Raw genomic sequence first — 25,276 nt, forward strand, 5'->3', positions numbered from 1 at the left:
CTCCTAAAAGTTTTGTGAGCTTATGCTTCCTGAATTGACTTCGTACAAAACTCACTTCGGAAGCATTTGCTTAAGTTTTGTGAGCTTATGCTGACCTACGAGAGGACATGCGTAACAATGGAGTGCGGCGCCAGGCAGCATTCAGCCAGCTCTGCACCCAGACCCAGGGTCAGGGAACGCTCTTCCCCGCTCTCATTCATCAGCACCACGGCAATGCTGCCGTCCGGATTGCGGAAAGCTGTGGAAAGCACACCTTCTGCAGTGGACTCCAGCCCGATCCGCACAGCACCCGGAGCGATAAATTTACTGAAATGCCCGATGTAATAATAAGAGCTGTTATAGTGCACCTCGTCTGTCGTCGTATCGGCAATGATCGGAGCATCACAGAAATTGCCTACATGGTTCGGTCCTCCGGTCTCATCCAGCACCAGATTCCAGTCCAAATACCCTTCGGTCCAGGCGTTAAGATCACCGATCATATTCCGCCCGTAACGTTCTCCTGTGAACCACTCTCCAAGCCGTACTCCGCCCTCCTGGCAGCCTTCCGTGAACAGCAGATGCTTATCCGGGAAAAGCTCATGCACCTTGGCCACCTTGTCGAATTCCTCACCGCCATACCAGTGAAGACCGCTGCCCCATACATATTGCGCCGCTTCGGGATCGGACAGGATAGGTGTTACACGTTCGACCATAATATCGCGGTTGTGGTCCCAAATCACGATATTCACATCCGCCAGTCCCGCTTTGTGCATGACCGGTCCGAGGTGATTTTTAACAAAATCCCGTTCCTCTTCCGCGCTGTAGACACAAGAATCCCAGGTCTGAACAGCTGCCGGCTCATTCTGAACCGAGACCGCCCATACCGGAATGCCCTCTTTGCGGTAGGCTTCAATGAACTTTGTATAATAACGCGCCCAGGCATCCCCGTATTCCGGTTTCAGCGAACCGCCGTTATTCATCTCCCCGTTCGTCTTCATCCATGCCGGAGGGGTCCAGGGAGAAGCCAGCATTGTGAAAGGTCCGCCTTTTACCTCCATGGCATCCTTGATCAGCGGCAGCACCCACTTATGGTCATGGGAGATGTCAAAGGTAGCCAGCTCTGTATCATGTTCCTGCACATAGGTGTAATTGCCGAGTGCGAAGTCACAGCTATGAATATGCACGCGGCCCATACTGTAATTCAATCCCTCAACAGGGTGAAAATAGCGGTGTATAACCTCTGCACGTTTGCCCGGACTCATACGTGATAAAGTATAGGCCGCCGCTTCAGTGAAAGCGCCGCCAAAACCTATCATCTTTTGAAATTCCACCTCGGGCTGCAGCTGCACATCGGCCTGCTGTCCGGCAGTACGGGCTTTAAACTGGATTGCCTCCTTGGGGCTTAAGCGTTCTCCTGTTTCTTTGGCGGTTACTACTGTGCTTACCTTTGTCATTTTGTCTGTCTCCTTTTGGATAAATTATGAATGCTATGATAATCGAAACCGGTTTCGATTATTTCGAAAAAAAAGCGCACCGAGGCGAACTTCCTTTTATTCATTGCCTGGCGGTGCGCAGGAATCCCGCACGACCACTTCGACGGGAAGCACAAGCGCCTCCATTTCTTGCTGATTGCCGTCGATCGAAGCCAGAAGGATCTCAGCCGCACGGGTTCCGAGATTAGCCGTATCCTGCCTAATAGTCGTCAGAGCTGGAGTAACATACCGGGCAAGCTCAATATCATCGTAACCCATAACGGAAATATCCGCCGGTACCGCCAGCCCTTTGTCTTTGGCTGCCATAACCGCGCCTAACGCCAGCAAGTCACCCGAAGCAAAGACGGCTGTCGGGCGTTCCGGCAGTTCAAGAAGACTCTGCATCGCGGCATAGCCGCTCTCCAGGGAATAAAAAGCCCCCACCGAAACATACCCCTCCTGTACCTCAAGCCCGTGCTGCTTCATTGCAGCCTTATATCCATTCTCCCGCTGTTTGCCCGGAAATGTATTCTCCCCCCCGGATATATGGGCAATTCTCCGGTGTCCCAAAGAAGTCAGGTATTCCACCGCCTGCAGCGCACCGGCAATATTGTCCGAGCAGACCGTATGTGACTGCGTTGTCTCATAATCCAGTATAACCGTGGGAATATTGCTCTCCAGCAGCTCCTGAAAATAAGGATCTTCATAATCAGAGAGAAACACCACGACTCCGTCCACGCCATGAATCCGGCAATTTTCCAAATACCCGCTTTGCTTGCCGCCGACATCCTTGGAGATAAACATCAGGGCATACCCTTTGGCCACAGCAACCTGCTTGAAGCTCTCAATCACCGCGCCGAAAAACGGATGACGGATACCGACACCTGTGCCCTCTACGAACAGCACGCCAAGAGTCCATGATTTCTTCGTAGTCAGCGTGCGCGCATGTGCATTGGGTAAGTAGCCCATCTCGCGGGCAGTCCGCAGAATCTCCTGTCGCGTCTTCTCCCGCACATCGGAGTAGTTATTAAATGCCTTTGATACCGTAGTTGGAGAGTAACCGGTTCTTTTGGCAATATCATATATAGTTGTCATTCCGGTGCACTCCCCCGGCTCAAATGAAAGCCCTTTATTTGTTCACTGCCATTCTAACGTCTTTCCGCACGTCCGTCCAGCATAAAATACCCCTGTACCGCAGGCAGCAGTGTAACAGCCTGAATCAGCAGGCCCAGGCTGGTATAGATCACATGGACAACGGATACGGCGTCCATCATGTAGGTCTGCACCATGATCCAGATAATTTGCCCGAAGCCGATATAGAGGGAAAGTGCCCACGCACTATGCAGTGTCCTGAACGGATTCAGCGGGGCCGCCCACTTCCAATCCGGCTTCTTGACTAGGCCATACAGCACCAGCAGCGGCAGAAGTCCAAAGATCACCAGCAGCAGAACGCCGGGGATTGCAAAATCCTCAAAGGGCGATCTCTCCAGCACGGAAGACGGCATCCCGATCATTTCACCACTGGGGTCGGCCAGCAGCATCAGTCCTCCCCCTACCGCTCCGACTCCCAGAAAAGCCTGAAGAATATACAGTAAAATTACAGCACCCGGTCTTTTCCTGCCTTGTATCATTGCTAATCCCCTCGCATTCATCGTCCCAAAATATCGATCTTAACTTGCTTTGAGTAGATTTTACAGGTTCTTCCTCTATCCTGCTAAGACAGATGTCACAAATTTGGGGATCGGCGAATTTTTATGCTTGCGGTGTGAACAGGCGCACTTTACGTTATACTAAAGTTATTATCTGTTGAACAGGAAGTCTTTACTAATCCATAAAAAAATGAGGGGACTGGGTGATGCTGGCAAAGCATCATCCACACATGCCTATGACCGATACGAACCAGCCTTTATCCAAACAATGCGCCTATTGCCATAAACTAAAACCACTTGCCGAATTCCGCCGGCGGACCGGAAAACGCTCCAAGGGCCAGTCCCGCCGCGGGGCCTGCCGGGAATGCCGCAAGGCCCGCGAAGCGGGATCCGCTCCTGCACTGCTCCGCAGTATAGGGGCTGTGTCTGTGTCCGCTGTTTCAGCTCAGACTTCCGAACCCGGACCTGCGGCTGCATCCCGCCGTTCACCGGCCCCATCGGCACCGGCTTCTGCAGCTTCCAAAGCGCCTGCACCCAAAACCCATCTGCACTCCTTGCCGGAGCGCTCCAAGGAGGGCAAGGCCGCAACCCTTACCTCCGGAGTCAAGGGAAAGACGCGTCCGCGCGGAGCCGAGCAGCGGCGGAAATCGCCGCAGCCGTTCGGACCGAAGCCCGATCCGCAGGACGCCTCCGCCCTGATCCCTTCATTTAAGGGGATGATTCTGATGCGCGGACATAGCGACAAGGGGCGCCGCTGGCACCAGGAAATTGATCTGGAGCTGGCTGTGACCCTTGTCAGAGAGCATGCCGCAGTAGTTGTGAACCGCCGCACGATTCGCCGCCTGTACAGCAATAAGGATTTTCGGACGTTAATTCTAAACAGGGACAACTATACTTGTCATTTCTGCGGCTTGTACGGAGACACTATTGATCACTTGCTGCCGCGCGCCAAAGGCGGCCACACCACTCCCGACAACTGCGTCTGTGCCTGCAATCAATGCAACCAGACAAAAGCGGACCAATATGTAGAAGAATTTATGGGCCGTTAAGAGCGGCGGGGCAGCTTTAGGAATCCACCTGCTGATCTAGCTTGATCTATTATATTGTCCAATTCAAGCAGAATTTTCTCTACTCTCCAATGATCAACACCAATTGCCTAAACAACAATAAACGCTCCTTCCGCCGGTGGCTGCTGTGCTGTTAGGCAGCAGTAGCCAGGCGAAAGGAGCGCTATTGAAAGTTAAAAATAGGGATGCAACGGCTTGTTCATTCAGCTGGTAATATTCTTAACCCGGCCGACTTGTCCGTCCGTCAGCCGCACCTTGATGCCGTGCGGATGGCGGGGCGAATTGGTCAAAATATCTTTGACCGTGCCATGCGTAAGTTTGCCTGTTGGCTGGTCTTGCTTGAGTACAATATCCACTTCAAGTCCGGGGCGGATGTCTGCTCTGGATTGCCCACTCATGATCTTCTCCCCTTTCATAGGTTATAATGGAGTCAACAATTACTGAAAAGAATAGGGATGAGGACAGCTATGGCCTTCGGAATTAACAGAGAAGAATTAACCCGGTGGAAACAGGCAGTCTCGGCAGGAGAGATCGCTTTTCTGACACATTATTGGATTGACCCGCGTTTTCCGGGAATTACTACAGTGACTAAAGTAGGCTGCAGTGACCTGCCCCGTCTAAAACGCTGGTGTACGGAGAATGGTCTTCCGCCGCAGTATATCCACAACCGCAAACCCTTCCCCCATTTCGATCTTATGGGTCCAAAACAGCCGGAAATACTCCGGCAGGAGGGATTATGGGAGCAGTTGGAGCGGTTCCGCATGATTTGATATATACCGTATTTGCGTGACCCGATTATTTCTTGTTCCGCAGATCCTTCATAATCTGGCGCCCGGTAGGGGTCTGAGCCAATCCTCCCCCTGCCGTTTCACGGTGCTTCTCAGGCATAGCGGAACCGACTTCCAGCATTACCTTAATCACTTCGTCAGAAGGGATTACGCTGCGCACGCCGGCCAGTGCCATATCCGCTGCGGCAAGTGCCGTAACGGCACCAAAGCCGTTGCGCACAATGCAGGGTATTTCCACAAGGCCGCCCACAGGATCACAGATTAGGCCGAGTGTATTTTTGAGTGCCAGACCGACAGCATGCACGGCCTGCGCCGGGGTTCCGCCGCGCAGCTCGGTCAGCGCTCCCGCAGCCATCCCGATCGCCGAACCAACCTCTGCCTGGCATCCGCCTTCCGCACCGGATACAAAGGAGTTATTGGCGATCACATAACCAATGGCACCGGCGGCGAACAAGCCCGACACCATATAATCATCGTCCCAGCCAAACCGCTCCTGGCAGCTGAGAAATACACCGGGAATGATTCCGCAGGAGCCTGCGGTCGGTGTGGCAATAATGCGGCCCATGGACGCATTCACTTCAGATACAGCCAGCGCATAGGCCATCGCGGTACCGGCAGATCCGCCAAGACACGGTTCATCCGCCTCATTGTAGGCAGCAACCCGCTGCGCATCAAGGCCGGTCAGACCGCTGCGCGAGGTGGTATCTTCGTGCATACCGCGGTGCACCGCCTCTTTCATCACTCCGTAGTACTGGCTCATCGTGGCGAACTCCTGCTCTGTGGAACGTCCAGACTCTGCGCTTTGCTCCTCAAGCATAAGCTGGCCGATACCCAAACCCCGTTCCTCGCATAGTACCGCCAACTGGCTTAATGTTTGAAAATTCATGATGAGCTATCCTTCCCTTTCTTTACTTGCGTTGGTTCGTTTAAATCAACAACCTTCACCGACTTCACGGCCGGCAGGCCTGCCAGATCCTTGAGCAGCTCTGCTGTGGCTGGCTCATCCAGCTCCAGCACTGTCAAAGCTGCACCGCTGCGGTTCTTGCGGTCCAGGGACATATGCCCGATATTAAACTGGCCTTTGCGCATTACATCGGTAACACTCGCGAGTACTCCCAAATAGTCCATATGGTTAATCAGCACTGTCGGATACATTCCCGTAAGCTTAACCCCGAAGCCGTCGATATCTACAATTTCAATATTGCCGCCGCCAATCGAGATCCCCGTAAGCGTCATTTCTGTTCCGGTCTCCCGGCCGACAAGACGTAAGCGAACCGTATTGGGGTGGGGGAACAGCCCCGTTCCCTGCCGGAAGGAAATCTCCATCCCGTCCTCTTGTGCAAGCTCGATAGAATCGGGCAGACGGTGGTCATCCGTAGCGAAATCCAGCAGCCCGCCGGCAATTGCCCGGTCTGTGCCATGCCCCTGATAGGTTGCGGCAAAGGAACCGAAGAAAATGACCTCAGCCTCGCCCGGCACTTCACCAAGCACCTGACGGGCTGCTCTGCCAATCCGGGCCGCTCCCGCAGTATGCGAACTGGAAGGCCCGACCATCGCCGGGCCGATAATTGAGAATACATCTTTAAAGCGCATAGTTCAGATCGCCACCTATCAAAATTCGACAATATACTCACATATATTATACTGCACGAATGCAGAAGCTACACTATTACATTGGTATGTCACCTTACGATAGATCATTATCAGGGCCGATGCTCTGAAATCTCTCCGCCTGATTCAGTATCCTGTGAGAAAAGAACAATCCCGTCCCGTTCCTGCCAGCCGATGCCCGACCAGAACCTGCGGCCCAGCTCATTCCCCTCAATAACCATCAAGTGGCATTTCACAATACCGGCTTCCCGCAATTTGCCTAGACAACGGGAGACCAGTTCACGGCCGACTCCTGCTCCGCGGCATTCTCCGCTGACAGCTACATGATACATATACCCTCTCCGCCCGTCATGTCCGCACATTGCAGTCCCGGCAATTTTACCCGCTTCATTCTCGCAGACTAGACTCAGTCCGGGGTTGCGCTCCAGATAACGAACAATTTCTTCCCGGGAGTCAGCCTGGCTGAGGTTCATACCTGTAGTATTCCCCCATAAAAAATAAGCTTCCTCATAATCATCTGCAACCATTGCTCTGTACTTCAATATTCCTCCCCCGTTTCCATTGTTCATTGTATGTAGGGATAAGCCTTCTTGCATATGTATTCCAGCTCCTCTTGACGAAGCCCGCCAAGGTCCAGCAGCGCCTCATAAGGATCGCCTTCCAGCTTCAGCAGTCTCGCAAAAGCCGGTTCCGTCTTCATTCCGCCTGACTTCAGCAAAATAATTTCTTTGCGGAAGCTTTCTCCCAGCAAATCCAATATCTGCCCCTCTACCAGCATATGCAGCCAAGCGTTCTGCTGCCGCGCTGGCTTGGCTTGCCCGAACAATTCAATCGGCCAGCCTCCGGCATGAAAATTAATCTTGGTGCGTGTTATTCCCCCAACCAACCGGGTTACGGCGGAATACCCAGTGCACTGCCCGAAATTAATGTGAACCTCGGCGGTAAAGCGCACGGGGTCATGTACCTCGCAGATCAGATCGAGATCGCTGCCCTCCACTTGAATTCCCAGAGGTATCGTACCTGCAAGCAGCGGATCATAGTCCGCAAGAAGCTCCATAATCCGCAGTTCCTGAAGCAGATTGTATACCTCTCTTTGAAGTACCGTGCCCTGCTGCAAATAGGCAATATTGAACCAGTTCACACGATCCGCCATACGTTCCTCCCAGGTAATATATCATTTTCTTTTTTCATAGAATGCAAGAAGATTTGTCGCCCTGATCATTGCCTGTTACAAATGCCGGATTCACACTGCGGGAGCGCACGCTTTTCTGGGCGCATGCATAAAAATATACGAATGACAGCATCCAAGGAGGAAACCTGCGATATGAATCCCACTTATCCCTATTATGGGGAACAGACGGTATGCCGCAAGCAGCCCATTGCCTTTCCACCTCAGCACCAGAACCGCCAGCCGGGACTTGAAAGTCTGATGAACCCCCGTCCGATCAGTGAAAATCCTGAGAGCCTCGGCAGCCGAAAGCTCGAAGGCAAGGTGGCGCTGATTACCGGAGGAGACAGCGGCATCGGCAAGGCGGCGGCGATCGCATTTGCCAGAGAAGGGGCGGATGTAGCCATTGCCTATCTGTACGAAGCCTCGGATGCCGAAGTCACACAGCGGCGCATTGAACAATTGGGCCGCCGCTGCCTGCGGATCGAAACTGATTTGCGGCACAAGCAAAACTGCTTCCAGGCCGTAGAGCAGACGGTACGGACCTTTGGCAAGCTGGATATCCTCGTCAATAACCATGCCGTGCAGTATCCGCAGAAGAGCATTCTCGATATTTCAGAAGAACAGCTGCTCCAGACCTTTCATACCAACATTATTCCGTTCTTTTACCTGACACAGGCCGCACTGCCGCATTTAAAAAAAGGCAGTTCCATCATTAACACCGCCTCAATTACCGCTTACCAGGGCCACAAAGAGCTCATCGACTATTCAACCACCAAAGGTGCCATCGTCACCTTTACACGCTCTCTTGCCCTTTCGCTCGCCGATACCGGAATCCGTGTCAACAGTGTCGCCCCCGGGCCGGTCTGGACACCGCTCATTCCCTCCAGCTTCTCCGCTGCCGAGGTTAGCGTCTTCGGAACGGATACTCCGCTCCGGCGTGCCGCTCAGCCTTATGAATTGGCCGGAGCTTATGTCTATCTGGCCAGTTCCGATTCTTCTTATGTCACAGGCACATGTATTCATGTTAATGGAGGGGACATGGTCACAAGCTGAGCCGCCGTCGTTTAGAGACCCTGAGTCCCCCGTGGCGTTAATCCCACCCTGAAAGGAAGTTTTAGGATGAATAAAATCAAGGATTACGATCTTCCGTCCGTCCGCCTATCCGCAGGCATGTACGCACTGACGAAACTCTCTGCAGCCGGTCTGACCTTTATGCTCGTCTCCCTGCTGATGCTGTTCTTTCCGCACGAAGGCGGAGTGCCCGAAGGCTGGCCGATATCGGTACCCTATGCCATTTACGCTTATGGACTGCCGGCGACACTGCTGGCAGATCTGCTGCTGCGCATGTTCCGTTCGTCTTCTCTTGGACCGTCACTGGTCCTGTATGCGGCTGCCGGCTTTGGCGCAGGTCTGTGGCTGGCCTCAGAGCAGGGCGGAGAAGCCATGACCTGCGGCATCTACGGTATAGCTGTACTCCTGGTATTCCGGCTCGCTCAGGTAGCCGGCGAGCGGCAGCCGCTGCTGCTTCCCGTATTCGCGCTATTCATCCCGCTGCTCTGCCTGCTGCTGCTCTAGCCTGCAGGCATCAGAGTGCTTCAATGATATCCCCGGCAATTAATGCCGCCGGATGATGCCGCAAGCGGGCTGCCCGTTCCCCGGCCAGTCCGTGCAGATACACGCCAAAAGCCGCAGCCTGTGCGGCATTCAGCCCTTGAGCCAGCAGTCCGGAAATGATGCCTGTCAGCACATCGCCCGCTCCGCCGGTTCCCATACCCGGATGGCCTGTGACATTTACATAGGCTTGTCCTTCAGGCGTTGCAATAACTGTATGCGCCCCTTTCAGCACAAGCACCACGCCATGCTCCCGGGCATAGTCCAATGCCAGACCGATCCGGTCGCGCTGCACTTCTGCCGTGGCAAGACCTGCCAGCCGGGCCATTTCTCCCGGATGCGGCGTCAAGATCACAGGCCCCCGGCGGGTCCAGGAGCTGTAATTGGCATCAGCCAGGATGTTCAAAGCATCGGCATCGATGACCAGGGGCATTTCCGTCCCCTCCCAAATCGTGCGGAGCCAATCCGTATCGCCCTCGAACCGGCCAAGACCAGGACCAACGGCGATAACCTCTTTTCCGGCACCCAGCCGCAGCACCTCGGCGGCCGTGTCTGCTTTCCAGGTGCCATCCTCTGCGCTGCCGGCTGCAGCCAGCATAATTTCAGGGGCGGCACCGATCACATAGGGCAGCAGCCCGCCGGGCAGTGCCCAGGTAACCAAGCCGCAACCCGCCCGTAGCGCAGCCCGGGCGGAGAGCAGGCCTGCACCGCTCAGCCCTAAGCTTCCGCCGGCCAGCAGGACATGCCCGTAAGTGCCCTTGTGGCCTTCGGGCGAGCGGCGGCGCGACACGTCGATCTGAAGACGTGTCCGCAGCACCTCCGGCGTCAGCAGGCAAGCCTGCACGCCGTGTTCCCGGGCCAAGGCAGCCGGAATGCCGATGGAGCGGACCACCACATGCCCGGCTGCTCCCGCGCCGGGATATTGCACCAGCCCGCGTTTGAGAAACGCGAGGCAGACTGTCACTGCTGCATGAATGCACGGCTCATGCAGCTCGCCCGTGTCCGCGTTCAGCCCGCTCGGGATGTCCGCGGACACCACCGGTTTGCCGCTGCCGTTCGCGGCGGCAATCAGCTCCGCATAGGCACCGCGCGGGGCTCCCGCGCTGCCGGTGCCGAGCAGCGCATCCACGATGCCGCTGCATGCGGCAAAGTCCAGCCGGTCCACGCCGTAGACGACGGCGGGCAGGCCCATGGCTGCAGCGGCATCCCGCTGCAGGGCGGCTTCGCCGGCCAGCGACTCCGGCGCGGCCGCGTACACCAGCGTGACGGCGATACCCGCCTCACGCAGATGCCTGGCGGCGGCGAGGCCGTCGCCGCCGTTATTGCCTTTGCCGATGAGAATCAGCCAGTGCTCGGCTTCGGCAGAGTCCAGGGTCAGCGCGGCATCGCCGCTGACCCTGAATCCCGGCGGCTGAATCCCCGGGCCGCCGCTTCCACGCCCCACATTCGCTCCCTCGTCCCTGCCGTTCTCTGCACCCGGTCCCGCGTTTATATAGCCGCCGCGCCCCGTTATATCTGCATCAGCCCGGCCGCCTCCCCCTCCGGCCCGTCCACCGTTCCGGTCTTCTCCGCCTGCGCCTCCGCCGTGCCTGCTATGGCACAGCGCGATAACCTCCTCGGCGATGGCCCGGCCTGCATTCTCCATCAGCGCAACCGCCGGAATGCTTAAACCCTCAATCGTTTTGCGGTCCAATTGCCGCATCTGCTCAGCAGTTACCAGATCCATGACTCGCACCCCTTTGCGCATAGCCGGAATCCACTGTCCCGGCACTGTATCTGTCCTGTTGTTCAGTTCAAGGCAGCCTTACAACTGCTTCTGTTCTGTACCGGCTCGACTAATAAGCTACCGTAAATCTCTCCCGGCTGAAATTGCCTTCCTCCAGTTCATCAATGACAGCCACGGCGAAATCCTCCACGCTGATGCTGCTCTCGCCATTTTCATCCACGATAAGCCGGTCCAGTCCGATGCGGAACATGCCTGTCCGCCGGCCCGGCACGATGACCGCAGGCGGGCTGATATACGTATAATCAAGTGCCGAACCTCTATAGATTTCATAGGCGTTGGCATGTGCGGCAGCCAGCGGCCGCAGCTCCTCCGGGAATTCAGCCGTGTCCATCAGCCACTCTCCCGATTCCGTCTTCAGACTGCCTGCTCCGCCGACGATCATCAGCCGTTCCGCCCCGGCTATGCGCATCCCCTCCAGCAGCGAATCCGCTGCGCCAAGCAGATCATTTTCCCGCCCGGAATCCGGTCCGAACGCGCTGATGACTTCCCCGTGCCCGCCAACTACGGCAGCTACCGAGGAAGGATTCAGGATATCAACGGTGGCAATCTGCAGCCGCTCATGCTCGATTTGCAGCGAATCCGGATGGCGGACGGCTGCGGTTACTTCGTGTTTTCTTCTTAGTGCTTCCTGTACAATTGCTTTTCCCAGCGTCCCCGACGCACCTAGCACAACAACATCCATCTCTAATTTCCCTCGCTTTCTCAAGCCCTAATTCTAATTTATCCCATAGTGGCGTTCTGAAACCCTTCGGGTAGAAGAAGCATTCAAATACCCCCGCTAGGTGGGGGGCGGCCAGCCTCAATATCATAAGGTTACAATCTGCCATTCCGGCCCGCTACCGCCGCAGGAACATCCCTTGCGAATAAGGCATTACCGGAACAAAACCATACTGATCATACAGCTTCGAAGCATTTCCGTCAGCAATGAGGCTAATATACGACGGATTGGGCACCGTATCCAGGAATGCCCTGATCTCACCCATAATGACTTTTCCGAAGCCACGCCCTTGACGGGAAGGCTTGACGGCAATATCCGTCACCTGAAAGAAACAGCCTCCGTCCCCGATGACACGCCCCATCCCTACCAGCATGTCCTCTTCATAGAGGGATACTGCATAACAAGAACGCGGAAGCCCAGTCATAGCCCCTTCTACACTCATCGGACTAAGTCCTGCCTCAACCCGCAGCGCCAGATATTGCTCCACCGAGGGAGATTCATGTCTAATTTCTACTTTTTCTGCTGCATCCATACGGTCCTTCCCTTCTCGTTCCTACAAACGGTCTCAGATCTGCAATGCTGTTACCAATATATACTTAAGCATTGATTTCAAGCAAGGCCGGGTAACCTGACGGAATGGGTACATGCGGAGATTTGAAACGTTGAAGGAATTCTGACGTAACAGAACTAATAAATTGTTTAGAAAAGAAATAATACTATTCTCAGCCTGCATCCCGGGGTAACCTAGAGATAAAGCCAAATATTCACAATATCATAAAGAAAGGATTGGTGAAGCACTCATGTCTTCTCTGGGGAAATTATTGAAATGGGGGACTTTCACTTATGAAGCGTTCCTGGCCCTGCCGATTATTGGAGGGGTGTTCGTTGTAGCCAATGCATGGGTCCCGCTCGGCATCGCCTTTTTGCTGCACGCAGTGGCTGTTATAATCATGCTTAAGGAACGGGGGCCTTTTATCGGCAACGTCATTGGTATCATTACCTCGATAGTCGCTCTAATTCCGATCGTTGGCTGGATCATGCATGTGATCACGGCGATAGTCTTGCTGCTTGAAGGCCTCTCCTCTTCCCGTCGGGGACCGCGTTATTAAGGCAATACTTATGCAATAGCCTGGAATTTATGTGCTCTGTCCAGGTTCCGGCAGAGCTGAAGCATATCACTGACAAATTATCTTTTGACGAATGGTAAGCTTCGTTAAATCAAAAAAAAGAAAGACCTTCAACTGATGGAGGTCTTTCTTTATACCTTCTATCCTCGTCCCGCAGAACGGGTATCGGTGCGCCGGCTTCCGGTCTCTCCACTATATCGTGCATTTGCAGTGCTGTTCTCGAAACGTTTGCGTTCCGTACGCTCCATCTGTACTATTTGACCTTCATGCACCACGATGTGCAATGAGCCAAACTCCATGTCATCCAGAAGTCCTGCAATCCGCGTCAGCCATACCTCATCCACTTTCAGTGGCTTAGCCATTCTCCAGCCTCCCTTTCCCCGGACAGGGGATGTTCTCCGCCTCGAATCCCGTTATTACCAACTTGTTTACTAAGATTTAACTTAGCATGGAATCAAAAGAGCTGTCAATGAGCATTTTTTCGTAACAGCCAGCTTTTGATGATCATCGTTACCAAGGCGAGCAGCAGCAGCAATGAAGCCACCGCAAACGATGCCGAAAATTGATATTCATTATACAAAATCTCGACATGCAGCGGCAGCGTATTCGTTTCTCCCCGGATATGCCCGGAAACTACGGATACCGCACCGAACTCGCCCATAGCACGGGCATTACAGAGAATAATCCCGTACAGCAAACCCCATTTAATATTGGGCAGTGTCACACGCCAGAAAATCTGCCAGCCGTGCGCCCCCAGTGTAATCGCCGCTTCTTCCTCCTGTGTACCTTGATCTTCCATCAGCGGAATCAGCTCACGGGCCACAAAAGGAAAAGTCACAAACAGCGTAGCCAGAACAATGCCCGGGAGCGCAAATACGATCTTGATATCATGGTCGCTGAGCCAGGACCCGAACCAGCCATGTGCACCGAACACCAGAATAAAGATCAGCCCGCCGATAACCGGTGACACGGCGAAGGGCAGATCGATTAAGGTAATAAGGAAGCCTTTGCCGCGAAAACGGAATTTGGTCACTGCCCAGGCGGCCGCCACGCCAAAGATTGTATTCAGCGGGACGGTAATCGCGGCCACCAGCAGCGTCAGCCTAAGCGCCGAAGCGGCGTCGGGATCACTTAGCGCGGCCCAGTAGACATCCCAGCCCCTCTTCAGCGCTTCTGTCAGCACGACAATCAGCGGCAGGGCGATCAGCCAGAACAGCACCAGCCCGGCGGCGGCAATCAGCCCCCACTTCACCGCAGGAGATTCGTTCGTCGCAGGCGAGGATACGCTGGTCTTCCGCCCTGGAGCGAGCAGCGGCACAGTACCGGCCATAATTATTCCTCCTAAAAGTTTTGTTAGGATAGCAGCTTTGATTAATCATCGTACAAAACTGGCCTCGGAAGCATACGCTTAATTTTTGTGAGCGTTACCTCACTGAATGGGCTTCGACAAAAATCGCCTCGAAAGCATACTCTTAAGTTTCACTCTTCTCCTACCGTGAGCTTTTGCGGGCCCAGCGCTGCAGCAGGTTAATCACGAACAGCATCAGGAAGGAGATCAGCAGGAGAAGAAGCGCCACCGCTGTGGCTCCGGCATAATCGAATTGCTCCAGCTTGGTCATAATGAGCAGCGGGGCAATCTCTGTTCTCATCGGCATGTTGCCGGAGATGAATACCACCGACCCGTATTCTCCGATCCCCCGGGCAAAAGCAAGTGCAAAGCCGGTGAGCAGCGCAGGGAACAGCTCCGGCAGCACAATCCGCAGAAAGGTCCGCCAGCGGCCTGCCCCCAGCGTCGCGGCGGCCTCTTCCATATCCCTGTTCAGATCCTCCAGCACGGGCTGTACGGTCCGGACAACAAACGGAATGCCGATAAACATCAGCGCAAGCGTGATGCCCAGCGGTGTGAAGGCAACCTTCAGGCCGAGCGGCTCCAGAAGGGAGCCGATCCAGCCATTCTGCGAATATAGTGCTGTCAACGAGACACCTGCTACGGCTGTCGGCAGTGCAAACGGGAGATCGATCAGAGCGTCGAATACTCTTTTTCCCGGAAACTCATAGCGTACCAGCACCCATGCCAGCAGCAGTCCCAGAAAAGCATTCGCCAAAGCTGCCGCTGCCGCAGTGCTCAGGCTGACCCGGTAAGAAGCCAGGACGCGCGGATCTGTGGCTACATCCCAGAATTTAGCCCAGCTAAGCCCGGTGGAGTTGAAGAGCAGCGCCGAAAGCGGCAGCAGGACAACGAGACTCAAATACAGTACACTGTAGCCCATCGTAAGCCCGAAGCCGGGCAGCACCTTGCGCCGCACTGCAGCCGTAGTAGTGACATTCATTTACGTATTCATCCTTTCCTGCCTTCAGCTTATGGGCTGATCAGCACCCTTCACGGGACGAACTTTCCAAAGCCTATCTTTACAGACCCTGCGGCAATATCACCAGCATCGAGATCTAAATGACCGCACTTAAAGGAAGAGTTATTAGCTGCCCGGGACATAAATCTTGTCGAAAATGCCTCCGTCATTGAAATGTTTCTCCTGCGTTTCTTTCCAGGTGCCGAATTTATCAGCCAGCGTAAACAGCTTGATGTCCGGGAATTGGTCCTTGAACTGCTCCTTCACATTTTCCAGTGTGGGGCGGTAGTAGTTCTCTGCAGCTATTTTTTGACCTTCTTCGGTGTAGAGATATTTCAGATAAGCCTCGGATACCTCACGTGTTCCTCTTTTATCGACAACCTTGTCGACTACAGCAACCGGAGGTTCAGCCAGAATGCTCTCGGAAGGATTCACAATTTCAAATTTGTCCGGCCCCAGCTCTTTGATGGACAGATAGGCTTCATTCTCCCAGGCAATCAGCACATCACCGATTCCGCGTTCCACAAAGGTTGTCGTAGAACCACGCGCCCCGGTATCCAGTACCGGCACATGCTTGAACAGCTCCTGCACAAATTCCTGTGCTTTGGCTTCGTCATTATTGTTGTGATCGAGTGCATAACCCCAAGCCGCCAGATAGTTCCAGCGTGCACCACCGGAGGTTTTCGGATTCGGTGTAATCACCTCTACACCTTCCTTAAGCAAATCCGGCCAGTCCTTTATGCCCTTCGGATTGTCTTTGCGCACGAGGAAAACAATAGTCGACGTGTAGGGCGAGCTGTTAAGCTCAAATTTATTTTGCCAGCCTTCATTGATGAGTCCTGTTTCCTGCAAAGCGTCAATGTCATATCCTAGCGCCAGCGTGACTACATCCGCTTCCAGACCGTCAATAACGGCACGGCTTTGTTTACCTGACCCGCCATGGGACTGCTTGATCGTTACTTTCTGGCCAGTTTCCTGCTCCCAATAAGCCGAAAAAGCCTTGTTGTAGCTCTCATAAAGCTCACGTGTAGGATCATAGGATACATTCAGCAGCTCTACCGGATCTTTAGACGGTGCTTTGGTCGCTTCTGCCGTTGCCGCCGCATTGTTGCTCTCCGACGTACCGGTTGCTGCACCTGCGCTGTTGTTCGTATTGTCAGTATTACTTCCGCAAGCAGTAAGCCCTGCCGTCAACAACAGTGTAAATCCGGCGAGCAGCCCCTTCTTGATCCCTTTCTTCATCACAATCACTCCCCCATGTTTTCTCTTAAATAGATGATTGCTGAACTCTCTATGCGCTAATTTTTGCAAAAAAAGGACGGAGGAAGGCCCACGTAAGGCAGGTCAAACCGGTCCTGAAAGACACGTATCTGCGAGCCTGAAGCGGGCGTTCCTCCGTCTGTACGGTAAGAACTATTGTTCAATTATTCCTACCTATTTAGTAGGTTATAAAGACATAATACTGAAAGCTTCTTACCCTGTCAAACCTTTTTTTAGAAAAAGACGGCAATCAGACATTCTCCGGCTTAGCGGCAGCAAGTGGCGGCCGTTCCTGCAAGATCCACTTGTCATTAAAGCTCTAAAGTAATAAGATTGCTACATCTAATAGGGGAAAAAGAGAGAGTGGAAATCACCGCAAACTGTCGGGGGAGACAATCATGGGAATGGATTTGGAGTATGCTCCGGCGCCGGGGAGACCGCGGCTGCTCCGGAGGATACGCAGCAGTCTTGCAAAGCGAATTAGGGAAACTTACCGTTATGATACAGCACTATGGAGGATGGCACTTACCGGTCCTTGGATAATATGTGTTCTCATATTTACGGCGGCTATTCTGGGCATCCCCACCGGCCTGGGTGCCCCGGCGGATATTATATTGGCGGCCGGAACCGGGACCATCTTCCTCGCTCTGGCAGCCAACATACTGGCTCTGGTGCTGGCATTGACCGGACTGCCTGTCCCGCGGTTATTTACAGGCTCTATATTGAGTGCGGCGGGCGCCGTTCTGCTAATCCTCTATTATGCTGAATTGGAGATTGAAGCAGCGGCTGCCGTTGCTGTTCTTGCCGCTTTATTCGGCGGGTTCGGAGGACTCGTATTGGGCCTGCTGCGCAGCAGGCGGATCGTTTCGGGACTGCTGCTCGCAGTTGCTGTCGCCTTATCTTCGATAGCTCTGCCCATCAAGAGCCACGGCGGAGCGGTGCCCGTGTTGGCAGCGTCCACGATGATGGAAGATGATATCCCCGCAGCAAATCCGGGAGAGCCTGGTGACTATACCTATCGGAGCTTTACTTACGGCAGCGGCGAGGACTTGCACCGTTCTGAATACGGCAAGGAAGTCGGTCTTCTCTCCTCCACTGCGGATGCCTCGGCTTATATCAAAACCTGGCCCAAGCTGCGGACTATATTCTGGGGATTCGACTACAGCTCGCTCCCGTTAAATGCCCGTGTCTGGATGCCCGACGGTGAAGGCCCCTTCCCGCTTGTGCTTATGGTTCATGGCAACCATATGATGGAGGACTACTCCGACGAAGGCTACACTTACTTGGGCCAGCTGCTGGCCAGCCGGGGATTTATCGCGCTCTCCCTGGATGAGAACTTCCTGAATTATTCAGCCTGGTCCGGCATTCCCGACAACGACTTCAAGGTGCGGACCTGGATGATTCTAAAGCATCTCCAGCAGATCGGTGTCTTCAACGAGCAGGCCGGCAACCCTTTCTATCACAAGGTGGATTACACCAAGACCGCCCTGCTTGGCCATAGCCGCGGCGGGCAGGCTGTTGCCATGGCTGCCGATGCCGGACGCTGGTTCAAGAGCGATCCCGTGCTGGCTGACGCCAATAAGTTCTCGATAGCCTCAGTCATTGCCCTCGCTCCCACAGATAAGGAAATCGACGAGCAGCAGGCTAAGCTGGTTGACGTCAATTACCTGACCCTGCAAGGCGCACGGGACGGGGATGTGCATGACTTCTATGGAGACCGCCAGTATATTCGTTCTAGTTATTCCCGCGGCTCCTCCGCTTTCAAAAGCTCTCTATATATCGCCGATGCCAATCATAGCCAGTTCAATACCGACTGGGGACTCTTGGATCAGTCATTGCCGGCAGGATTGTTCCTCAGCCGAACGCATATTATGGACGGAGACGAGCAGCGGCAAATTGCCAAGGTCTATGTAGCCGCGTTCTTGGAAACAACCCTGCATGGAGAGGCAGACTATCGCGGGCTATTCCGCGATTACCGCCGCGGAGCGAGGTGGCTGCCGGATACTGCGTATTATAGCCGATTCCAGAGCGGAGAATTCATCCCGGTAGCCACTTTTGACGAAGACCGCAACAAGAACACAGCACTAGGCGGAACAGCAGCTGCCACGGGTCTTAGCTGGACGGAAGAAGTTGCCCGGGACCGTGAGCTGAAGAGCAAAGCAACACATGGCATCCTGCTGGAACGCAGTGCCAGCAACAGCGGTGAAGAAGCTGCTTACACCCTCACGCTTAAGGATAGTGTCACTAACGACATTGCCGGGTCCGGTGCAGAAGGCCTGAGCTTTTCCCTGGCTAACCGCAACGCCGATACTGATGAGGATGAGAATACCGGCACTGGTGACAATACAATGCCTTCCCTCTCGCCTGATGTAGTGGTCGAACTCACGGATAGCAATGACATTGCCGCCCGCCTGCCGCTGGATGAGGTGATGGAGATTCTGCCGCTGCCCCAAACCCAGTTCACGGTAAATCCCTGGCTGGAAAAACGGATAAGCGACGGCAAATACGGTGATCTTTCGGAAGCCGTATTCCAGACCTACGAGCTGCCGCTTGAAGCCTTCCTGGAGGAAGAGCCCGCACTTAATCCCGGCAAGCTGACTGAAATAACCTTCTATCTGCAGGAAGAAGGCGATAAAATCATGCTCGACGATATCGGATTTTATAACAAATCCGGCGAAATCAATGGATTGCAACAAATAGGGCCTCTCCCTTTTGCTGATTAACAGCGAAGGGAGGGCCCTTATCCTATTATTCCTATTACAATTCCTTCTTGCTTCTTATTTCAGGGCTTTTATGCAGACCGGTGAAGGAACTTCCAGTTCATTGCCGGTAGGAATCAGCCTGCCACTCTCACAGTCGATTCTAAACGAGACGATATTGCCGCTGTTCTGATTGGCAGCGAGCAGCATTCCGCCCATAATGGCAAAGTTGCGCGGCGTGCGGCCGCCCGAATTGACCCAGTCCGCCGGTTCAAGCAAACCTGTAGCTGCATCAATAAGGAATAGGGCGATACTGTCATGCCCGCGGTTAGAGGCATAAAGGAACCGTCCGCAAGGAGAAACATGAATGTCGGCAGCCGTATCATCACTGCCCGCTGTGTACTGCTCCGGCAGTGAACTGACACTCTGGAGTACTCTCAGGTCCCCCTGCTGTTCGTCGCTTGCAAATACCGTAATGGTGCTGTTCAGCTCATTGATCAGATATAACCATTGTTCTGTGGGGTGATAGGCCAGGTGGCGCGGTCCCGAACCGGGAGGCAGATCCACTTCACGATGTGTAATCAGCTTGCCGTCCTGCACACGGTACAGCAGAACCTGGTCGAGACCCAGATCGCAGACCAGCACCCGCCCGCCGGTACTGTCGGGAATTACCGAATGGGGATGCGGCGCTTCCTGGCGGTCTGTGCGAATCCCTGAGCCTTCATGCCGGACCTGGGCCGACATCTCTTGGAGAGAACCGTCCCCGCCCACAGGGAACACGTTGACATTGCCGCCCGTGTAATTGGCGACATATATGTAATCCCCTTGCGGATGAACGGAGACATAACAAGGGGCACCGCCTTCTGTACTTCTGCCGCCTAGCGGATGCAAGGCTTTGGTTCCCGCTTCAATGGCAAAGGCATGAATTTCGCCCTCATCCTGTTCGCTCGCTGCATATAGAACAGTTCCCGCACGGTTTACAGCCAGATAGGACGGATTCTCAATCCCCTTGGTACCGTCCAGTACTCTCATTTCCCCTGTATCCTTGTTCAAAGCCCCCAGCAGAATAGCATCCTCTTCCTTGGTATTATAAGTCCCCACATAAAATAGTACTTCATTAGGCTGTTCCATAGCAGCGTCTCCTTTTAGTGTAATAGCAGCGTATCTTGCTTGACCCCGGGAGACCCGCTTTCGGAGCTATCGTTTGCAGGTGTATTCCCTTACTTCTTATATACCCTGCAAAGCACCCTGTTCACTCATATCCGCGCTTCATTTTCACTATAACATGTTTATATACCCAACACATTATGCGGGTTAAACAGCATCTTTTGGGGCATACTTGAATACTGATAATAAGCAGCTAGGCAATATTTTACACATGGTTTAAACGTTCCGCTTGCGGTTAATAGTAACCATCGAAGATAACAAACACAAAGGAGCTGAAGCATAATGAGTTTATTATGGATGTTAATTGTAGGCGGGGTAATTGGTTGGTTGGCAGGTCTGATCATGGGCAGAGATATTCCTGGAGGCATTATCGGCAACATTATTGCCGGTGTTCTGGGTTCATGGCTCGGTGGCATGCTGCTTGGAAGCTGGGGACCAAAAATCAGTGATTTCTATGTCTTCCCTTCATTGATTGGTGCCATTGTCCTGATCTTTATCGTCAGCCTGATCCTCCGTTCGGTCGGTGGACGCAGCCGTTCTTAAGCTTGCCGACGAGCCAAGCTGACCAGATGAGTTGAACATTTGAACACAACCCGCCAGGGTCACCCTGGCGGGTTTATTGTGTCCCGACGAGCAGATATCCTCAGCATACCCGCCTGAATTTTTAGTTTCAGCTGCGATTCTGAACATCACAGAATTTCTGCTATAATGGAGAAATAGTGACACAAATCACAGAGAGGAAAGTGAATCATGGGCAATATTAACCCCTCGCTTCTGCATGTGGGCTCCACACTGGGGGCCGTGTTTATGGCGCTGATGGTTATTTTTATCCGCCTGAAGGCAAGCGCGAGACCGGTGACCCTCCGTAAAATATGGATACCGCCGCTCGGCATGTCCACAGGTTTTGCCATGTTCGTTGTACCAGAGGTCCGGTTTCCCTGGTGGTGGGCCGTTGCGGCTTTCCTGATCGGCTGGTTCATTTTCGCCTATCCGCTAATTCGCAGCACGGTATTTGAAGAACGGGACGGGCAGATCTATGCCCAGCGTTCCAAGAGTTTCGCCTTCATTCTGCTCGGATTGCTGCTGATCCGCACAGTGCTTCATGAGTTTATCAACCGATATGTATCCATACCGCAGTCAGGCGGATTATTTTTTATTCTGGCCTTTGGCATGATCCTCCACTGGAGGGTGTACATGTATAAGCGCTATACCCGAATGGCTCTGCCGAAGGCACCTATTCCCCAGCCCCGCGGATAAGAATGAAGCCTAAAATGAGTAAAAAGAGCATTTCATTGACCCTTAGGGCCGCACGAATGCTCTTTTTTTTATTCCTGGAAGTCCACCTTCACGCTACAAGCATAGAATATTCTATAACTCCGCCCAGTCATTCCTAACCTTTCATGTCATTTGTGGCAGAAAATGTTCGGTAAACACCCTCTTTTTTCACCTTCATGTCAGGTAACTTGCAATCAGATCAGTTAGAATATAAGCATACTTCACCAAGGATAGGAAACTCATACTTTTTAGAGAGCGAGGACAGGCAATTGAAAACAAAATCGAGAAAAGTGGCGATCGTCGGCTCCGGTAATGTGGGCTCCAGCTGTGCCTATTCCATGGTCAACCAGGCGATTTGCGATGAGATCATGATGGTCGACCGCACCTATGACTGGGCCATGGCACAAGCGCTTGACCTCTCGCATTGTATGGATTTCGCAGGGACACGCACCAAAGTATATGCCGGCACCGCCAGCGATTGCAGCGGAATGGATGTCGTTATCCTGACTGCCGGAGCCAATCCCAAACCGGGCCAGACCAGACTTGATGTCCTGGATGATGCTGCGGTTATAACCAAGGCTATTATTACAGAAATTATGGCTGGCGGATTCGACGGTATCTTTGTTGTTGCCGCCAATCCGGTTGATATTGTCACCTATATGGTATGGAAAATCTCCGGACTGCCGCGCCACCGCATTATCGGCACCGGCACCTCCATTGATTCATCGCGGCTGAAGACGCTGCTATCAGAAGTATTCTCCATTGATCCCCGCAGTGTGAACGGCTATGCACTCGGCGAACATGGAGAATCCCAGTTTGTTGCCTGGTCGCATGTAACGATCGGCGGCAAACCGCTTCTGCAGATTATGGAGCAGCACCGCGAGCGGTTCAGGGATCTGGATCTGGAGGACCTCGCCCGCAAAACGAAGGATGCCGGCTGGGAGATCTTTACACGCAAAGGCTCCACACATTTTGGCATCGGCAGCGCTCTGGCTTATATCACGCGCTCCATCCTGAATGATGAACACAAAATCATTGCCGTCTCGGCGATTCTGGACGGAGAATACGGGCAAAAGAATGTATGCGCCGGAGCTCCTGCCATTATCGGCGGGGGCGGCATTCAGGAACTGCTGGAGCTCAATCTCAGTGATCAGGAGTATGCGAAGTTTGATGCTTCATGTGGCATCATCCGATCCGGCATCGAAAGCCTGCACCTGGAAGAGCAGGTTTAATTCTCAAGTGGAAACGGCTTCTCGTTCCTCAAAAGGACGGTATCCGTTAGCGAGAAATAGAAGGATAATTTATAGCGTGAAGCATATAAATTCTTATCTTTTCAAACGAAACAGCCCCCGGCTGCCGCGCTGCAACTCGCGAAGCCGGGGGCTGTTCTTATTTTATCTGCTGATTAACGGAATTTCTCGATCTCTTCTTTCAGCTCGGACATCATCAGATTCAGTGATTCCGCAGAATTGACTACCCGCTTCATTAGCTCCTTCTGATCTGTCGAGGCCTCAGCGACCGCCTGGGCGTTGTCCGCGGAAGTCTTGGCGATAATCAGCATATCGGAAATGGATGCCGTAATTTCTTCCGTGCCTGCAGACATCTCTTCATTAATAGCAGATACGTCCTGGATCTGCACCGAGACCTCACGGATGGAGGAGCGGATATGGTCAAAGGCGGACCCAACTTTCGTCATCTTGTCCATACCATCGCCGATTTCGGAAATACTTTTTTCCATGGATACTGCGGCATTCGTTGTCGAATCCTGAATTTGTCTGATTAATTCAACAATATGCACAATCGCTATATTGGTACGCTCGGCCAGCTTCTTCACTTCATTCGCTACCACTCCGAAGCCCCGTCCATGCTCGCCCGCTCTGGCTGCCTCGATGGAAGCATTCAAGGACAGCAGTCCTGTCTGGTTGGATATCTCTGAAATCACATCGACGATTTGCCCGATTTGTTCCGATTGCTGTGTCAGTGTGCCGATGAGTTCAGCAGTCTGGCCCGCCGTAGAACTGATTACCTTCATCTGTTCAAATGTCGCCTTGATCTCATGATAGCCGTTCTCGACCTCCACACTTACGGACTCCGCCTGATCGGATACACTCACGGAGGATTCAGCAATCCTTTGCAAGCCTACCGCCATCTCTTCTGTAGCCCGTGCGGACTGCTCTGAACTTCTGAACTGCTCCTCCATTCCCTGCGCCACTTCCTGAATCACCTCTGCAATCTCTGCCGAAGTGTTGGAGGACTGAGTGGCGTAATCCAGCAGACCTTCCGCAGATACCGCTACCTCCACTACGGTTGTATCGATCTTGCTGACAATTCCGGACAGGGATTCAATCATATGATTAATACTCCGGCTCATCTGGCCGATTTCATCCTCTGAACCAACAGCCACACGCTCATTCAGCCGTCCGTCTGCCACCCTTTTCATCACTTCTGAAATAGCGACAATCGGCTTAACAATCTTCCGGGTAAGATAGAGGGATAATACCACGACAAGCAAAATAACGATGACTATAAAAATTGTCGTCAAGGTCTGGGCCGAATTCACTTTAGCGTAAACTTCGCTTTTGGGAACATTAATCAGCAGCTTCCAATCGGTGCCAGGGATAGTTTTGAAATATGTAATAAGAACTTTGCCCTCTTCGCCCTTATAGGTTACCGAACCGTTAGGCTTACTCAATATACTTTTAACCGCTTTTTGCGTCCCGGGTTTCTCTGCATAATCCGCAATATTTTTCCCGATCTTTCCCGGATCAGAGGAGGCATAATAGTTCCCTTCCCCTGAAACTATAAATCCGTACCCGGTGTCTCCCACCTTGATATTTTTGGCCATTTCCATCATTATCTCCGGTGTAACCGAAAAGGCAATACCGCCGTTAAACTGGTTATTCTTATCCATAATTGGGACCATAATCGTAATGATATGTTTATTCAGCTGTTCCAGAAAAGTCATATCAGCTATTGACGGTTTATGTGTCTCCTTAGCCTCCAAGAAATACGGGGAGGTACCCGAATCCGCCGTCATCCCCATCATATTGCTGAGTTTACCTTCTTTACTGATAACGCTATAGCCTTCAGACTGAATGTCACTCTCTTCGAGCACCTTGATTACCGGGAAAATGCTCTCCGGCACTGCCGTATCAAATTCGGGATGCGTAGCGATCAGTTCCTGCACCGCAGAGGTTTTGGACTCCAGCCATTCCCCGAGCTTGGAACTATTCATGTCCAGAGTAGTTTCCGCCAACTCTTGACTATCCGACTTGGTTACACCGCCGAAATACTGCATAAAAAAGATGGTAGCTCCCAGCAAAGGCACGATGGAAATGGCAAGAATCACAAGCGACCATTTCGTCTGCACAGATGCTGGCTTTCTTTTCTTTGCTTTCATTTTCATTTTTTCCCGCTTCATTTCTGTCTCTTCCACCTTAAGTCCTCCTAGCAGTACTAGATACAATTTTCCAATTGCTGTAAATGTATACTAATATATCGGCAAAAACAGACATAAATCATTATATTCAATACAAAAAATAAGCCCT

The 25,276-nt window shown here is 53.0% G+C and carries 26 protein-coding genes; 9 read left to right on the forward strand and 17 right to left on the reverse strand.

Going from position 1 to position 25,276, the window contains the following annotated elements:
- Positions 1-95: 95 nt before the first annotated feature.
- The 3 genes from AC3WT9_RS24190 to AC3WT9_RS24200 form a co-directional block, all read right to left on the reverse strand.
- Entirely contained in the window at positions 96-1,433 is a 1,338-nt protein-coding gene (locus AC3WT9_RS24190) for a glycoside hydrolase family 30 protein (protein WP_341377132.1), read from the reverse strand.
- Between the two features lie 96 nt (positions 1,434-1,529).
- Positions 1,530-2,546, reverse strand: coding sequence for a LacI family DNA-binding transcriptional regulator (locus tag AC3WT9_RS24195; RefSeq protein ID WP_341089464.1), 1,017 nt, complete (start codon positions 2,544-2,546; stop codon positions 1,530-1,532).
- Positions 2,547-2,599: 53 nt separating this feature from the next.
- Positions 2,600-3,082 (reverse strand): hypothetical protein, encoded by a 483-nt coding sequence (locus AC3WT9_RS24200; RefSeq protein WP_341089463.1) that lies wholly within the window; start codon positions 3,080-3,082, stop codon positions 2,600-2,602.
- A 224-nt stretch (positions 3,083-3,306) separates the two neighbouring features.
- Here AC3WT9_RS24200 and AC3WT9_RS24205 point away from each other — a divergent pair, with 224 nt between their 5' ends.
- Positions 3,307-4,149, forward strand: coding sequence for an HNH endonuclease (locus AC3WT9_RS24205; RefSeq protein ID WP_341377131.1), 843 nt, complete (start codon positions 3,307-3,309; stop codon positions 4,147-4,149).
- Positions 4,150-4,370: 221 nt separating this feature from the next.
- Here AC3WT9_RS24205 and AC3WT9_RS24210 read toward each other — a convergent pair whose 3' ends face one another.
- Positions 4,371-4,565, reverse strand: coding sequence for a YwbE family protein (locus AC3WT9_RS24210; protein WP_038585239.1), 195 nt, complete (start codon positions 4,563-4,565; stop codon positions 4,371-4,373).
- Between the two features lie 69 nt (positions 4,566-4,634).
- On the opposite strand from AC3WT9_RS24210, the gene AC3WT9_RS24215 reads away from it, so the two are divergent.
- Positions 4,635-4,937, forward strand: a complete 303-nt coding sequence (locus AC3WT9_RS24215) for a hypothetical protein (RefSeq protein WP_341089461.1) — start codon at positions 4,635-4,637, stop codon at positions 4,935-4,937.
- 25 nt (positions 4,938-4,962) lie between these two features.
- On the opposite strand, the gene sdaAA is transcribed toward AC3WT9_RS24215, so the two are convergent.
- The 4 genes from sdaAA to AC3WT9_RS24235 all read right to left on the reverse strand — a co-directional run bounded on the left by sdaAA (position 4,963) and on the right by AC3WT9_RS24235 (position 7,719).
- Entirely contained in the window at positions 4,963-5,841 is an 879-nt protein-coding gene (gene sdaAA, locus AC3WT9_RS24220; RefSeq protein WP_341089460.1) for an L-serine ammonia-lyase, iron-sulfur-dependent, subunit alpha, read from the reverse strand.
- Complete coding sequence (gene sdaAB, locus AC3WT9_RS24225) at positions 5,838-6,548, reverse strand: L-serine ammonia-lyase, iron-sulfur-dependent subunit beta (protein ID WP_340895185.1); 711 nt, start codon at positions 6,546-6,548, stop codon at positions 5,838-5,840. The genes sdaAA and sdaAB overlap by 4 nt, the downstream gene beginning before the upstream one ends.
- A 110-nt stretch (positions 6,549-6,658) precedes the next feature.
- Complete coding sequence (locus AC3WT9_RS24230; protein ID WP_341089458.1) at positions 6,659-7,108, reverse strand: GNAT family N-acetyltransferase; 450 nt, start codon at positions 7,106-7,108, stop codon at positions 6,659-6,661.
- Positions 7,109-7,131: 23 nt separating this feature from the next.
- Positions 7,132-7,719, reverse strand: a complete 588-nt coding sequence (locus tag AC3WT9_RS24235) for a DUF4269 domain-containing protein (RefSeq protein WP_341089456.1) — start codon at positions 7,717-7,719, stop codon at positions 7,132-7,134.
- 171 nt (positions 7,720-7,890) lie between these two features.
- On the opposite strand from AC3WT9_RS24235, the gene AC3WT9_RS24240 reads away from it, so the two are divergent.
- Together AC3WT9_RS24240 and AC3WT9_RS24245 are read left to right on the forward strand one after the other, a co-directional pair.
- Positions 7,891-8,790 (forward strand): SDR family oxidoreductase, encoded by a 900-nt coding sequence (locus AC3WT9_RS24240; RefSeq protein ID WP_341377130.1) that lies wholly within the window; start codon positions 7,891-7,893, stop codon positions 8,788-8,790.
- 66 nt (positions 8,791-8,856) lie between these two features.
- Positions 8,857-9,312, forward strand: a complete 456-nt coding sequence (locus AC3WT9_RS24245) for a hypothetical protein (RefSeq protein ID WP_341377129.1) — start codon at positions 8,857-8,859, stop codon at positions 9,310-9,312.
- 10 nt (positions 9,313-9,322) lie between these two features.
- Here the strand turns inward: AC3WT9_RS24245 and AC3WT9_RS24250 are convergent, their stop codons facing one another.
- From AC3WT9_RS24250 to AC3WT9_RS24260, 3 genes are all read right to left on the reverse strand, one after another.
- Positions 9,323-11,074 carry an NAD(P)H-hydrate dehydratase gene (locus AC3WT9_RS24250; RefSeq protein WP_341377128.1) on the reverse strand — a complete coding sequence of 584 codons (1,752 nt, stop codon included), beginning with the start codon at positions 11,072-11,074 and terminating at the stop codon, positions 9,323-9,325.
- Positions 11,075-11,183: 109 nt separating this feature from the next.
- Positions 11,184-11,816 carry an NAD(P)-dependent oxidoreductase gene (locus AC3WT9_RS24255; RefSeq protein WP_341089451.1) on the reverse strand — a complete coding sequence of 211 codons (633 nt, stop codon included), beginning with the start codon at positions 11,814-11,816 and terminating at the stop codon, positions 11,184-11,186.
- A gap of 154 nt (positions 11,817-11,970) precedes the next feature.
- Entirely contained in the window at positions 11,971-12,384 is a 414-nt protein-coding gene (locus AC3WT9_RS24260) for a GNAT family N-acetyltransferase (protein ID WP_341089450.1), read from the reverse strand.
- Between the two features lie 289 nt (positions 12,385-12,673).
- Here AC3WT9_RS24260 and AC3WT9_RS24265 point away from each other — a divergent pair, with 289 nt between their 5' ends.
- Positions 12,674-12,961, forward strand: coding sequence for a hypothetical protein (locus AC3WT9_RS24265; RefSeq protein WP_231578364.1), 288 nt, complete (start codon positions 12,674-12,676; stop codon positions 12,959-12,961).
- A 158-nt stretch (positions 12,962-13,119) separates the two neighbouring features.
- Here the strand turns inward: AC3WT9_RS24265 and AC3WT9_RS24270 are convergent, their stop codons facing one another.
- The 4 genes from AC3WT9_RS24270 to AC3WT9_RS24285 all read right to left on the reverse strand — a co-directional run bounded on the left by AC3WT9_RS24270 (position 13,120) and on the right by AC3WT9_RS24285 (position 16,569).
- The gene (locus AC3WT9_RS24270; RefSeq protein WP_341089447.1) at positions 13,120-13,341 is read right to left on the reverse strand and encodes a YezD family protein; all 222 of its coding nucleotides are present in this window, start codon (positions 13,339-13,341) and stop codon (positions 13,120-13,122) included.
- Positions 13,342-13,445: 104 nt separating this feature from the next.
- Positions 13,446-14,309 carry a sulfate ABC transporter permease subunit CysW gene (gene cysW, locus AC3WT9_RS24275; RefSeq protein WP_341377127.1) on the reverse strand — a complete coding sequence of 288 codons (864 nt, stop codon included), beginning with the start codon at positions 14,307-14,309 and terminating at the stop codon, positions 13,446-13,448.
- A 160-nt stretch (positions 14,310-14,469) separates the two neighbouring features.
- On the reverse strand, positions 14,470-15,309 hold the full coding sequence (gene cysT, locus AC3WT9_RS24280) for a sulfate ABC transporter permease subunit CysT (protein WP_341089445.1): 840 nt from the start codon (positions 15,307-15,309) through the stop codon (positions 14,470-14,472).
- Between the two features lie 144 nt (positions 15,310-15,453).
- Entirely contained in the window at positions 15,454-16,569 is a 1,116-nt protein-coding gene (locus tag AC3WT9_RS24285; protein WP_341377125.1) for a sulfate ABC transporter substrate-binding protein, read from the reverse strand.
- 416 nt (positions 16,570-16,985) lie between these two features.
- Between AC3WT9_RS24285 and AC3WT9_RS24290 the strand changes: the two genes are divergently transcribed.
- A complete protein-coding gene (locus tag AC3WT9_RS24290; protein ID WP_341377124.1) occupies positions 16,986-19,310 on the forward strand; it encodes an alpha/beta hydrolase in 2,325 nt (774 codons plus the stop codon).
- Between the two features lie 54 nt (positions 19,311-19,364).
- Here AC3WT9_RS24290 and AC3WT9_RS24295 read toward each other — a convergent pair whose 3' ends face one another.
- Complete coding sequence (locus AC3WT9_RS24295) at positions 19,365-20,417, reverse strand: lactonase family protein (protein ID WP_341089441.1); 1,053 nt, start codon at positions 20,415-20,417, stop codon at positions 19,365-19,367.
- A gap of 318 nt (positions 20,418-20,735) precedes the next feature.
- Here AC3WT9_RS24295 and AC3WT9_RS24300 point away from each other — a divergent pair, with 318 nt between their 5' ends.
- The 3 genes from AC3WT9_RS24300 to AC3WT9_RS24310 all read left to right on the forward strand — a co-directional run bounded on the left by AC3WT9_RS24300 (position 20,736) and on the right by AC3WT9_RS24310 (position 22,960).
- Positions 20,736-20,996 carry a GlsB/YeaQ/YmgE family stress response membrane protein gene (locus AC3WT9_RS24300; protein WP_038585188.1) on the forward strand — a complete coding sequence of 87 codons (261 nt, stop codon included), beginning with the start codon at positions 20,736-20,738 and terminating at the stop codon, positions 20,994-20,996.
- Positions 20,997-21,203: 207 nt separating this feature from the next.
- Positions 21,204-21,710, forward strand: a complete 507-nt coding sequence (locus tag AC3WT9_RS24305; RefSeq protein WP_341089439.1) for a CcdC family protein — start codon at positions 21,204-21,206, stop codon at positions 21,708-21,710.
- 287 nt (positions 21,711-21,997) lie between these two features.
- The gene (locus AC3WT9_RS24310; RefSeq protein WP_341089438.1) at positions 21,998-22,960 is read left to right on the forward strand and encodes an L-lactate dehydrogenase; all 963 of its coding nucleotides are present in this window, start codon (positions 21,998-22,000) and stop codon (positions 22,958-22,960) included.
- Between the two features lie 173 nt (positions 22,961-23,133).
- Here AC3WT9_RS24310 and AC3WT9_RS24315 read toward each other — a convergent pair whose 3' ends face one another.
- On the reverse strand, positions 23,134-25,164 hold the full coding sequence (locus AC3WT9_RS24315) for a methyl-accepting chemotaxis protein (protein ID WP_341377121.1): 2,031 nt from the start codon (positions 25,162-25,164) through the stop codon (positions 23,134-23,136).
- Positions 25,165-25,276 lie beyond the last annotated feature (112 nt).

The organism is Paenibacillus sp. EB106-06-01-XG199 (assembly GCF_058791575.1).